Here is a 12,644-nt window from a genome sequence, read left to right as displayed (position 1 = left end):
ACGGCCTTACGGAGAAAGCCAGATGAGCACCGAGCCCACGACCATCCGCTGGGAACAGGACGAGACCGGCGTCGTCACCCTCGTACTCGACGACCCCGACCAGTCCGCGAACACCATGAACCAGGCCTTCAAGGCCTCCCTGACCGCGGTCACGGACCGCCTCGAAGCCGAGCGCGACAGCGTGCGCGGCGTCATCTTCACCTCGGCCAAGAAGACCTTCTTCGCCGGTGGCGACCTGCGCGAGCTGATCGCCGTCACCCCCGAGACCGCCCAGTTCGCCTTCGAGGCCGGCCAGGGCATCAAGCGCGACCTGCGCCGCATCGAGACCCTCGGCAAGCCGGTCGTCGCGGCCATCAACGGCGCTGCCCTCGGCGGCGGTTACGAGATCGCCCTCGCCTGCCACCATCGTGTCGCGCTCGACGGGTCGAGCACCAAGATCGGTCTCCCGGAGGTCACTCTCGGCCTGCTCCCCGCGGGTGGCGGCGTCACCCGCACCGTGCGCCTGCTGGGTATCGCCGACGCGCTGCTCAAGGTGCTGCTGCAGGGCACCCAGTACAACCCGAAGCGCGCCCTCGACAACGGCCTGATCCACGAGGTCGCCGCCGACCGGGACGAACTCCTCGCCAAGGCGCGGGCGTTCATCGACGCCAACCCCGAGGCCCAGCAGCCCTGGGACCAGCCGGGCTACCGGATCCCGGGCGGCACCCCGGCCAACCCGAAGTTCGCCGCGAACCTGCCCGCCTTCCCGGCGAACCTCAAGAAGCAGACGAACGGCGCCCCTTACCCCGCCCCGCGGAACATCCTCGCCGCCGCCGTCGAGGGCTCCCAGGTCGACTTCGAGACCGCGGGGACCATCGAGGCGCGCTACTTCACCGAGCTGGTATCGGGCCAGACCTCCAAGAACATGACGCAGGCCTTCTTCTTCGACCTGCAGGCCGTCAACTCCGGCGCCAACCGCCCCAAGGACGTCGAGCCGCGCAAGGTCACGAAGGTCGCCGTGCTCGGTGCCGGAATGATGGGCGCGGGCATCGCCTACTCCTGCGCGCGAGCCGGCATCGAGGTGGTCCTCAAGGACGTGTCCGCCGAGGCGGCCGCCAGGGGCAAGGCGTACTCGGAGAAGCTCTGCGCCAAGGCCGTCGGCCGCGGACGCACCACCCAGGACAAGGCGGACGCCCTGCTCGCCCGCATCACCCCGGCCACCGACCCGCAGGACGTGGCCGGCTGCGACGCGGTCATCGAGGCCGTCTTCGAGGACCCGTCGCTCAAGCACAAGGTGTTCCAGGAGATCCAGGACGTCGTCGCACCGGACGCGCTCCTGTGCTCCAACACCTCTACTCTGCCCATCACTTCGCTCTCCGAGGGCGTCTCGCGGCCGGCCGACTTCATCGGCCTGCACTTCTTCTCGCCGGTCGACAAGATGCCGCTGGTCGAGATCATCAAGGGGGAGCGGACCTCGCAGGGCGCGCTGGCCCGCGCCTTCGACCTGGTGCGCCAGATCAACAAGACCCCGATCGTGGTCAACGACTCCCGCGGCTTCTTCACCTCCCGCGTGATCGGCCAGTTCATGAACGAGGGCGTGGCGATGGTCGGAGAGGGCATCGAGCCCGCCTCCGTCGAGCAGGCCGCGGCCCAGGCCGGCTACCCGGCCAAGGTCCTCTCCCTGATGGACGAGCTGACCCTCACCCTGCCGCGGAAGATTCGCAACGAGTCCAAGCGAGCTGTCGAGGAGGCCGGCGGCACCTGGCCGGGCCACCCCGCCGAAGCCGTCATCGACCGGATGGTCGACGAGTTCGGCCGCCCGGGACGCAGCGGCGGCGCCGGGTTCTACGAGTACGGCGAGGACGGCAAACGCGCCGGACTGTGGCCGGGCCTGCGCGAGCACTTCACGCGCGACGGCGCCGGCATCTCCTTCGAGGACATGAAGGAGCGGATGCTGTTCTCCGAGGCCCTCGACTCGGTCCGCCTCGTCGAGGAGGGCGTGCTCACCTCGGTGGCCGACGCCAACATCGGCTCCATCCTCGGCATCGGCTTCCCCGCCTGGACCGGTGGCGTGCTGCAGTACATCAACGGCTACGAGGGCGGCCCGACCGGCTTCGTGGCGCGCGCCCGCGAGCTGGCCGAGCGCTACGGCGACCGGTTCCTGCCGCCCGCGCTGCTCGTCGAGAAGGCGGAGAAGGGCGAGACCTTCACCGACGCCTGACACCCCGCACGAGAGCCGGTCCGCTTCTCACGACGCGGGCCGGCCCCGGTGCGTCGTAGTCCGACCGCGTACGGGTGCTCAGGACTCCGGCCGGAAGGCGCCGCGCAGCTCCTCACGGAGCGAGCGCTGGAACGCCATGACGAGGGCCTGGATCACCAGGGGCTGCATATGGGCGGACAGCGACTTCATCGCGGCCACACGGTCGGCGTCGCTCCCGGAGTCCCCGTGCGGCTCGCCGACCTCGTCACGGAAGATGCGGCTCAGATCCTGCGCGGCCGCACGGGTGTGCTCGACGAGCACCGCGCGCGAGGCCAGGATCGCCTCGGGTGTGAACGGCACGCTGAGCAGTTCGACACTGAGACGCAGCATCCCGACATCCACCCGGAAGACGTCCGGGTCCTCGGTCCTGGCGAGCGCGTCGAGCGCGGCCAGACGGTCGAGATCCGCCTCCTCCAGGCTCCGGCCCGCGCGGCGTTCGAGCTCCGCCCGATTCATGTCCTCGACCGTGTCCGGCGCCCAACTGGCCACGAGGCCACGGTGGATGGCGATGTCCCGCGCGCTCAGATCGGGCGAGAGCTGCTCCAGATAGCGCTCGATCGCGGCCAGCGTCATGCCCTGGTGCTGCAGTTCTTCGATCAGCGCGAGACGCGAGAGGTGATCGGGGCCGTAGCGTCCGACCCGGCGCGGTCCGATCGCGGGCGGCGGCAGCAGGCCACGAGTGCTGTAGAAGCGGATGGTGCGGACCGTGACCCCGGCGCGGGCGGCCAGCTCGTCGACCGTGAGGGTCGGCTCCTCGGCTTCCGTCGTCATGAGCGCTCCCTCTCCCACCGCTGTCAGGTCCGGTGCAACAGTATTGCTGTCTCACCACTGTTGTGAAAGTGCCCGCGGCGGTACGGAACGGCCCGGCCCTTCGACGAAGGGCCGGGCCGGGAGGAACTCGGACCGGGTGCGACACCGGGCCCGCACCCGCTGCACGCTCAGTGGTCGTGGTCGTGGTCGTGGTCGTGGTCGTGGATCGAGTTCGTACGCGCGATCTGCTTCCAGGACTTCGGGCGCTCCGCCTTCGCGCCGGAGCGGGCCAGGGAGGCAGCGTCCGCCGCGGGCGCCGAGGGCTTCGACGCCTGGTACAGCCAGGTGTCGAAGAGGCCGGCCAACGGCTTGCCCGAGGCCTTCTCCGCGTAGGCGACGAAGTCCTTCACATCGGCGTTCCCGTACGCGTTCTCGGCGGGCCAGCCCTTGAGGATCTCGAAGAAGGCCTTGTCGCCGATCTCGCCTCGCAGGGCCTGCAGGGCGAGCGCGCCACGGTCGTACACGGCGGCGTGGAACTGGTTGTCCGGACCCGGGTCACCGGGCTTGACCGTCCAGAACTCGTCGTCCGCGGGGTGCTGGGCGTAGGTGTAGTCCGCGAGCTCCTGCGCCGTGCCCTCGCCCTCCTTCTCCGACCACAGCCACTGGCTGTAGCGGGCGAAGCCCTCGTTGACCCAGATGTCCTTCCAGCCCTTGAGGGAGATGCTGTCGCCGTACCACTGGTGGGCGATCTCGTGGACGACCACGGACACGTTCGAGCCGTTCGCGAACTGCTTCGGGCTGTAGAACGGCCGGGTCTGCGTCTCGAGCGCATAGCCGCTGGTGACGTTCGGGACGTATCCGCCGACCGCGTTGAACGGGTACGGGCCGAAGACCTCGGTGAGCCAGTCGGTGACCTCGGCGGTGCGCTCGATGCTGGCCCGTGCGGCGCCGTCGTTCGCACCGAGGTCCTTGCTGTAGGCGTTCAGGACCGGCAGGCCACCCTCGGTGGTGTCCGTGGTGATGTCGAACTTTCCGACCGCGAGTGTGGCGAGGTAGGTCGCCTGCGGCTTGTCCGAGCGCCAGTTGAAGCGCGTCCAGTCCGAGCCGACCGGGTTCTCCGACTGCAGCACGCCGTTGCTGATCGCCTTACTGCCGTTCGGTACCTGCACGGAGACGTCGTACGTCGCCTTGTCCAGCGGGTGGTCGTTCGACGGGAACCACCAGGCGGCCGACTCGGGCTCCTGCGCGGCGATGCCGCCGTCCGGTGTGCGGTGCCACGCCGTGTAGCCGTTGATCTCGACCTCGGAGGGCTTGCCCGCGTACCGCACCACGACCGTCGCCGACGCGCCCTTCGGCAGCGGTGTCGCCGGAGTGATCTCCAGCTCCTGGTCGCCGGAGGTGGTGAACTCCGCCTTCTTGCCGTTGACCCGTACCTCGCTGACCTTCAGGCCGAAGTCCAGATTGAACCGGGACAGGTCCTCGGTGGTGGTCGCCAGCAGTGTCGCGGTGCCCTCGAGCAGGTCGGTCTTCGGCTGGTACTTCAGTCGCAGGTCGTAGTGCGAGACGTCGTATCCGCCGTTGCCGCTCGCCGGGTAGTAGGGGTCGCCGATCCCGGGTGCGCCCGGTGCGTGGTCGGCGGCCGATGCCGGGATCGCCAGCAGGAGGCTGGCCGCGAGCGCGCTCGGGGCGATGAGTCTGCGGTGCACAGTGGCTCCAAGTCTTCACGGGGGAGGGGGGTTTGAGGGACTGGACGAGCCTATTGAGTACCGCCGGTCCCGGTCATGTCCATGGCCCCTCCTGTCACATGATCGCCACGCGGGTGACATCCGCTACCAGGTCGGATCCGGCGCACCACGACCCTGGGCCGGCCGTACGCGGCCCTATCGGCCCCGCAGTGCGGGGGAGTTGGCGGACACCGGCGATCACGCCCCCTTATGCCCGACCCCGCATCGGAGTACCTTCCGCCTCATGCCGTCGGGCAACCGGGCCGCGCGGCACCCCCAGTGCCGTACACCCGCACGTCCGGCCCCGGTGTCCGCGCACCACCCCGCAACAGGGAGGCATACTCCGTGAGTTCCCGACTGCGCGCCGCACTCGTCGCCGCGACCGCCACCGCCCTGGTCGTCCCCGTGCTCACCGCACCCGCCCGGGCCGCCGGCACGCCGTCGCCGCCGCGGACCGGCTTCGAGCGGACCCACGGTGAACGCTGGACCACCCAGCCCGAGGAACAGCAACTGCTCGCCACCGTGGACCGCCAGAACGACCGCACCAGCGTCGAACGCATCGGCACCACCGACCAGGGCCGCCCGCTCCAACTGGTCAGCATCGGCTCCGGCCACCGCACCGCCGCGACCGTGCTGCTGGTATGCAGTCAGCACGGCAACGAGCCGTCCGGGCGCGAGGCCTGCCTCTCCACGATCCGCGACCTGAGCTACGGACAGGACGAGCGGACCCGCAGCCTCCGCTCGCACACCAGGTTCCTCGTGATCCCGACCGCGAACCCCGACGGCCGTGCCGCGGACACCCGGGGTAACTCGGACGGAGTAGACGTCAACCGCGACCACATCGCGCTCGAGACCGCCGAGGCCCGGGCCATGGCGGCCGTGATGCGCGACCACCGGCCGGACGTCATCTACGACCTGCACGAGTACGGCGCCACGCCCCCGTACTACGACAAGGACCTGTTCGACCTGTGGCCGCGCAACCTCAACACCCACGACAAGGTGCACACGGAGTCGGAGCTCCTGTCGGGCGACCACGTGCGCCCCGCGGCCGAGGGCGACGGACACTCGACCGGCACGTACGGCATCTGGACCGACCCGGCAACCGGAGACCCCCTCAAACAGACGGCGGGCGACGGCCAGGAGCGCATTCTGCGGAACGCGTCGGGTGTGAAACACTCCGCCGGCCTGCTCATCGAGAGCCGGGTCGATCCGCTCACCGACGCCGAGAAGGAGGACGAGGCACTCAACAACCGCCGCCGCGTCGCCTCGCAGCAGTCCGCGCTCCAGGGACTCTTCACCTACGCGAAGGACCGTGCGGGCCCGCTGCGCTCCGCCACCGCCGAAGCCCGCAGGGCTGGTTACGCCGATCGGGGCCCCGTCTACCTCGGCGGCGCCGACAACGAGCCGGCAGAACCGTCCGAGATCATCGCCGACCCCCCGTGCGGCTACGCCCTCGAACCGGCCCAGTACGCTGACGTGCGCGACGAACTCGCACTCCACGGCGTCACCGTGCGGCGGGACGGCGCCGGTGCTTTTGTACCCCTGAGGCAGTCGATGCGTGCTCTCGTACCGCTACTGCTCGACGAGCGTGCCACGTATCACCTCACCAACGCGCGGCCCGTTCCGGATTGCTGAACAGCCGGGACACATGTCACCTGTGGTAGGGGGTACAAGGAGAAAAATTCATAGCTATGAAAGGTGCCGCTTGTGTCGCATGACGCACAGAACCCGACCGGTGGGGGGGATTCGCCGGTGACGGCGGAGTTCCCCGAAGGTCCACACGAAACCGAGCGCCCCCGGACCGACCGTGTGGTGTTCGGGGTTACCGCCGCCTTCACCCTCGCGTTCGTGCTCTGGGGGGCCATCTCGACCGACTCGCTGGAGAGTGTGTCGGGGAAGATGCTCACCGGCCTGGTGCACAACGGCGGCTGGGCGTTCGTGCTCGCCGCCTCCGGCTTCGTGGTGTTCGCCCTGTGGCTGTCGATCAGCCGGTACGGAAAGATCACCCTCGGCAACGAGGGTGAGGAACCCGAGTTCAGGACCGTGTCCTGGATCGCCATGATGTTCAGCGCCGGTATGGGTATCGGCCTGATGTTCTACGGCGTGAGCGAGCCCCTCACGTTCTACAACGACCCGCCGCCCGGCACCGACCCGGCGGACTCCGCCGCGGCGATGGAAACGGCGATGTCCACCACGCTGTTCCACTGGACGCTGCACCCCTGGGCGATCTACGCGGTGGTCGGTCTGGCCATCGCGTACAGCTGTTTCCGGCGGCGCCGCAGGCAGACCATCAGTGCCGTGTTCACGCCACTGATCGGTGAGAAGCACGCCAACGGTGCCTGGGGCCGGGTCATCGACATCCTCGCGATCTTCGCGACGCTGTTCGGTTCTGCCGCTTCGCTGGGTCTCGGTGCGCTGCAGATCGGCAGCGGTATGAAGGAGCTCGACTGGACTCAGGCCGGTACCGGCCTGCTCGTGGTCATCATCGCGGTGCTGACGGCGGCGTTCGTCCTGTCCGCGGTGTCCGGCGTCGAGCGCGGCATCCAGTGGCTGTCGAACATCAACATGGTCCTGGCCGGCATCCTGGCCCTCTTCGTCTTCATCGCGGGCCCCACGATCGTGATGCTGGACCTGCTGCCCACCTCCGTGGCGCACTACGTCGGCGACCTGCCGCAGCTCATGGGCCGTACCGAGGCATCCAGTGGTGAGGGCATCGCCGACTGGCTCGGCAGCTACACGGTCTTCTACTGGGCCTGGTGGATCTCCTGGACGCCCTTCGTCGGCATGTTCATCGCGCGCATCAGCCGTGGCCGTACGATCCGTCAGTTCATCGGTGGCGTCATCCTGGTGCCCAGCAGCGTGAGCCTGGTCTGGTTCGCCGTCTTCGGCGGCTCGGCGATGAAGCTCACCGAGACGAAGCAGCTGGCGGCCCAGGAGACGGTCGAGGGTCAACTGTTCGGGCTGCTCAAGGAGTTCCCGATCGCCACTGCCATGTGCATCCTGGTGATGGTCCTGGTCGGCATCTTCTTCGTGTCCGGTGCGGACGCCGCATCCATCGTGATGGGCACGCTGTCGCAGAAGGGCACCTTCGAGCCGAGCAAGTTCGTCGTCATCTTCTGGGGTGCGGTCACCGGTGCCGTCGCAGCCGTCATGCTGCTGATCGGCGACGGCAAGGACAACGCCCTGGAAGGCCTGAAGAATCTCACCATCCTCGTGGCGGCTCCCTTCGCCGTGGTGATGGTCGGCATGTGCTTCGCCCTCATGCGCGACCTGCGCAAGGACCCGCTGATCGTGCGGGCGGAGAAGGGCGAGGAAGCCGTCGAGATGGCCGTGATCGCGGGCCACGAGCAGTTCGACGGGGACTTCGAGTTCCAGATCGCCGCCACGCCGCCCGACGAGGAAGGCGCCGAGGAGGCGGAGGAGACCTCGGGGACCACGAAGACCGACGCTCCGCCGAAGTCCTCGTGACCTCCGTCTCGTCTGACAACCGCTGAAACCCAGGGCATTGCGGCCCTTGATCGGGCGCCCCGTCCACCGGACGGGGCGCCCGATCGCGTGCAGTACCCTGCCCGCCGGGCCGCGCTCGCGACCGTCGCGTCCCGCGAAAGCCGAAAGCCCCTCAACGGATTGCCGGTTGCCCGGCTCGATCGCGCCCGAGGTGGGGATACTCAGGTCATGTCAGCCGAGTACGCGAGCTTCGGCCTGGCACCAGCGATGCGCGCCGGTGCCGTGACGGCCGACGGGAACTATCAAGTCCACCGGGATTTCACGGACTTCATCATCGACGGGCGCCCCCTGCTCTTCCAGCTCTCGGACCTGGACGCAGTGTCGCCGCTGGCCGCGGACGTGCCACCGGCGATCTTCACGGCCCAGGTGCGCGGCCTGCTGCTTGAAGCGGAACCGCCGCTGGCCGGCGGCCGCCATCTGATCTACGGCTGTCCGGAGTGCGAGGGCCTGGAATGCGGCGCCGTGACCGCCGTCATCGAGCGCGCGGGCGACGATGTCGTCTGGCGGGACTTCGCCTGGCAGACGGACGAGCGACTGGATCTGGAACGCAACGGCTACCACGGGATAGGCCCGTTCCGCTTCCGCGGCGACCAGTACCGTGCCGAACTGTCCCGGCTGCTCGCGGTCGACGACCCGGCCGAACACCGCAGGGTGCTCCTGATCGGCGCCCGCGCCGCCGTCCTCGCGAAGCTCGCGGCCGCGCTGCGCATCATCGGGATCGGCGCCGAGATCACCGAGGACGTCGCCGCCATCCCGCCCCAGGAACTGGCCACTTACGGCGCCGTCGCCTTCGGCCGGGCCGTGCCCGAGTCCCGGCGTAGCGCTGTCCGTGCGGCGTTCGAGCAGGCGGGCGCCGATGTGGCGTACGTCGACGGCCTCGCGCCCGTCGTGCCGCTGCTCGTGGCACAGATCGAGGACGCGCTCGACCGGAGCCCGGCGGCGCAGCGACGGCTGACCGAACTGGTCGCGGCGGACAGCGAGGCGGGCGTGGAGGTGACCTCGACCTGCCGGGTCACGCTCACCGCGTACCGCCTCGACCGGCTCTACCGCACCCATGTGCACGAGGTGTTCGACGACGTCCTGGAGGCGGGGCGGCACCGAATTCCGCTGGACGCGCGGGCCACCAAGGGGCGATCCTTCATCGTGGCGCGCACCACCGGGAGCGTGCTGGTCTCGCCACTGGCGCGCTGACCCGGACCCAAGGCCTCCGGCAGGCACAAAACGCCGTTCCACCATGACAGTTGAGGACCACCGGAGGGCATCCTCCGCGGTGCGGTGAGCGCCGGACGGCGCGGACCGGCGATCCGTCCGCGCAGCCGCGGAGACCTGCGCCGGGCCCGCAGGCCCCGCGCTCACTCGTGCTGGGACCACCTCTACGTGGCACCCCTGTGGCCGCTGCACGGCGCCAACCTCGGTACGCTCGCCCGCACTTGTGACGCCGTCGGTGCCTGTCTGACGGTGCCGCGCTTCCCGTGGGTGCCCGAGGCGCTGGCCCGCGGGAACACTCTGCGCAAGCCGCTGTGCACGCACTGGACCGGCGACCCGCTCGGCTGGCTGGTCCGGCAGCGGGAGCGGGGCGTACGGATCGTCGGAGTCGAACTGGCCGAGGAATCGGTACGTCTCGGCGATCTGCCCGCGGCCCGGGAGCCGACCGTGGTCGTGCTCGGCCACGAACAGTCGGGAATCCCGCCGGAGGCACTCGATCTGCTCGATGTCTGCGTGGAGATCCCGATGGTGGGGACGGGGGCGAGCCTGAACGTCGCTGTCGCCGGATCGCTGGTGCTGTACCGGCTGGCGGGGCTGGCCTGAGCGGGCGCCGGGGAGCTGCGGTGTCGAGGTGAGGAGCGTCAACTCCACCCGGCCCGGGTGGAGTTGACGCCGTGCCTCACTTCGGGTCGACCAGGCCCGCCTTGCGCAGGGCATCCGCCATCGCGCTGTTGGCCGGAGCCGGACGGCTGCCGCCGCCGCGACCGCCACCTGAAGCGCCGCGCCGGTCGCCGCCGTTGCCGCCTCCGCGTCGTTCCTGGCCGGCGTTGCCTCCGCGCCGCTCGGGGGCGCCGCCGCGCCGGTCGCGCCCGCCGCCGCGCTGCTCGCCGCCGCGCTGCTGCGGGGGACGGCCGCCACGCGCACCACGGCCGCCGTCGCCGGACTCCGTCGCCGCCTCGTCGTCCAGACGCAGCGTCAGCGAGATCCGCTTGCGCGGGATGTCGATGTCCAGGACCTTGACCTTGACGATGTCGCCCGGCTTGGCGACGTCACGCGGATCCTTCACGAAGGTCTTCGACATCGCCGAGACGTGCACCAGACCGTCCTGGTGCACACCGACGTCGACGAAGGCGCCGAAGGCGGCCACGTTCGTCACGACGCCCTCGAGGACCATCCCCGGCGCCAGGTCGGAGATCTTCTCCACCCCGTCCTTGAAGGACGCGGTCTTGAAGGCCGGCCGCGGGTCGCGTCCGGGCTTCTCCAGCTCCTTGAGGATGTCCGTGACGGTCGGCAGGCCGAACGAGTCGTCGACGAACTCGGCGGGCTTCAGCGAGCGCAGCGTCGAGGTGCTCCCGATCAGGGCGGCCACCTCGCCGCCCGTGGTCTTCGCCATCCGGCGCACCACCGGATACGCCTCGGGGTGCACGCTGGACGCGTCGAGCGGGTCGTCGCCGCCGCGGATCCGCAGGAAGCCGGCGCACTGCTCGTACGCCTTCGGGCCGAGCCGGGCCACGTCCTTGAGCCCCTTGCGGGACCGGAACGGGCCGTTCGTGTCGCGGTGCGAGACGATGTTCTCCGCGAGGCCCGAGCCGATGCCGGAGACGCGGGCGAGCAGCGGAGCGGACGCCGTGTTCACGTCCACCCCCACCCCGTTCACACAGTCCTCGACGACCGCGTCGAGCGAGCGGGACAGCTTCACCTCGGACAGGTCGTGCTGGTACTGGCCGACGCCGATGGACTTCGGGTCGATCTTGACCAGTTCGGCCAGCGGGTCCTGCAGCCTGCGGGCGATCGACACCGCTCCGCGCAGCGACACGTCGAGCTCGGGAAGTTCCTGCGAGGCGAACGCCGAGGCCGAGTACACCGATGCGCCGGCCTCCGAGACCATCACCTTGGTGAGGTTCAACTCGGGGTGCTTGGCGATGAGTTCACCGGCGAGCTTGTCCGTCTCGCGGGACGCCGTGCCGTTTCCGATCGCGATCAGGTCCACCGAGTGGGCGGCCGCGAGCTTCGCCAGAGAGGCCAGCGCGGCGTCCCACTTGTTGGCCGGGACGTGCGGGTAGATCGTGTCGGTCGCCACCACCTTGCCCGTGTCGTCCACGACGGCGACCTTCACACCCGTACGGAAACCCGGGTCGAGGCCGAGCGTCGCCCGGGTGCCGGCGGGCGCCGCGAGCAGCAGATCGCGCAGATTCGACGCGAACACCCGGACCGCTTCGTCCTCGGCCGCCGTGCGCAGCCGCAGTCGCAGGTCGATCCCGAGGTGCACCAGGATGCGGGTGCGCCAGGCCCAACGGACGGTGTCCTGCAGCCACTTGTCGCCCGGACGGCCACGGTCCACGACGCCGAAGCGGTGCGCCACCATGCCCTCGTACGAGGACGGACCCGCCGTGGGCTCAGTGGCCTCCTCCGGTTCGAGGGTGAGGTCGAGGACCTCCTCCTTCTCGCCGCGCAGCATCGCCAGCACACGGTGCGAGGGCAGTTCGGTGAACGGCTCCGCGAAGTCGAAGTAGTCCGCGAACTTGGCGCCCTCGGTCTCCTTGCCGTCCCGCACCTTCGCCGCGAACCGGCCGCGCTGCCACATGCGTTCACGCAGCTCGCCGATCAGGTCCGCGTCCTCGCCGAAGCGCTCGGTGAGGATCGCGCGGGCGCCGTCCAGCGCGGCCCCCGCGTCCGCGACACCCTTGCCGGCGTCCACGAACGCGGCCGCCGCAGCGTGCGGATCCACACTCGGGTCGCCGAGCAGCCCGTCGGCGAGCGGCTCGAGACCTGCCTCGCGCGCGATCTGCGCCTTGGTGCGGCGCTTGGGCTTGAACGGCAGATAGATGTCCTCGAGGCGGGCCTTGGTGTCGGCCGCCCGGATGCTCTGCTCCAGCTCCTCGGTGAGTTTGCCCTGCTCCCGCACCGACTCGAGGACCGACGCACGCCGCTCCTCGAGCTCCCGCAGGTAGCGCAGCCGCTCCTCGAGTGTGCGCAGCTGCGCATCGTCGAGGAGTTCCGTCGCCTCCTTGCGGTAACGGGCGATGAACGGCACCGTCGAACCGCCGTCGAGCAGGTCGACGGCCGCCTTCACCTGCCGTTCGCGTACGCCGAGTTCCTCGGCGATCCTGCCTTCGATGCTCCCCACGGAGGGTGGCAGCTTCAGTGTCACGATTCCCGTACCGCCTTCTCGCTGAGCTTGAGCCAGCATTGTGGCAGGTGGCACCGACAGGGCCGGG

At 69.9% G+C, this 12,644-nt stretch carries 8 protein-coding genes; 5 read left to right on the top strand and 3 right to left on the bottom strand.

Going from position 1 to position 12,644, the window contains the following annotated elements; all coding sequences use genetic code 11:
- Positions 1–22: 22 nt before the first annotated feature.
- Positions 23–2,200 (top strand): 3-hydroxyacyl-CoA dehydrogenase NAD-binding domain-containing protein, encoded by a 2,178-nt coding sequence (locus tag DSC45_RS25875; RefSeq protein WP_119294357.1) that lies wholly within the window; start codon positions 23–25, stop codon positions 2,198–2,200.
- Between the two features lie 78 nt (positions 2,201–2,278).
- On the opposite strand, the gene DSC45_RS25870 is transcribed toward DSC45_RS25875, so the two are convergent.
- The gene (locus DSC45_RS25870; protein ID WP_119294356.1) at positions 2,279–3,010 is read right to left on the bottom strand and encodes a MerR family transcriptional regulator; all 732 of its coding nucleotides are present in this window, start codon (positions 3,008–3,010) and stop codon (positions 2,279–2,281) included.
- 167 nt (positions 3,011–3,177) lie between these two features.
- Positions 3,178–4,695: a M1 family metallopeptidase gene (locus DSC45_RS25865; protein ID WP_119294355.1), complete on the bottom strand. Its 1,518-nt coding sequence runs from the start codon at positions 4,693–4,695 to the stop codon at positions 3,178–3,180.
- Positions 4,696–5,058: 363 nt separating this feature from the next.
- Here DSC45_RS25865 and DSC45_RS25860 point away from each other — a divergent pair, with 363 nt between their 5' ends.
- The 4 genes from DSC45_RS25860 to DSC45_RS25845 all read left to right on the top strand — a co-directional run bounded on the left by DSC45_RS25860 (position 5,059) and on the right by DSC45_RS25845 (position 10,029).
- A complete protein-coding gene (locus DSC45_RS25860; RefSeq protein ID WP_240434854.1) occupies positions 5,059–6,348 on the top strand; it encodes a M14 family metallopeptidase in 1,290 nt (429 codons plus the stop codon).
- A gap of 117 nt (positions 6,349–6,465) precedes the next feature.
- A complete protein-coding gene (locus DSC45_RS25855) occupies positions 6,466–8,181 on the top strand; it encodes a BCCT family transporter (RefSeq protein ID WP_240434853.1) in 1,716 nt (571 codons plus the stop codon).
- A gap of 207 nt (positions 8,182–8,388) precedes the next feature.
- Entirely contained in the window at positions 8,389–9,411 is a 1,023-nt protein-coding gene (locus tag DSC45_RS25850; protein WP_119294352.1) for an oxidoreductase, read from the top strand.
- A gap of 186 nt (positions 9,412–9,597) precedes the next feature.
- On the top strand, positions 9,598–10,029 hold the full coding sequence (locus DSC45_RS25845) for a TrmH family RNA methyltransferase (RefSeq protein WP_240434852.1): 432 nt from the start codon (positions 9,598–9,600) through the stop codon (positions 10,027–10,029).
- Positions 10,030–10,105: 76 nt separating this feature from the next.
- Here DSC45_RS25845 and DSC45_RS25840 read toward each other — a convergent pair whose 3' ends face one another.
- Positions 10,106–12,571: a Tex family protein gene (locus tag DSC45_RS25840; RefSeq protein ID WP_119294498.1), complete on the bottom strand. Its 2,466-nt coding sequence runs from the start codon at positions 12,569–12,571 to the stop codon at positions 10,106–10,108.
- Positions 12,572–12,644: the final 73 nt, after the last annotated feature.

This window comes from Streptomyces sp. YIM 130001 (assembly GCF_003574445.1).
Lineage (GTDB): Bacteria > Actinomycetota > Actinomycetes > Streptomycetales > Streptomycetaceae > Streptomyces.
Note: the sequence above shows the minus strand (reverse complement) of the source record. Positions and strands in the feature narration are given on the sequence as shown.

Bases quoted from the DNA above. Each gene is read 5' to 3' on its own strand.
- DSC45_RS25875 (WP_119294357.1), top strand. From the start codon at position 23: ATGAGCACCGAGCCCACGACCATCCGCTGGGAACAGGACGAGACCGGC.
- DSC45_RS25870 (WP_119294356.1), bottom strand. From the start codon at position 3,010: ATGACGACGGAAGCCGAGGAGCCGACCCTCACGGTCGACGAGCTGGCC.
- DSC45_RS25850 (WP_119294352.1), top strand. From the start codon at position 8,389: ATGTCAGCCGAGTACGCGAGCTTCGGCCTGGCACCAGCGATGCGCGCC.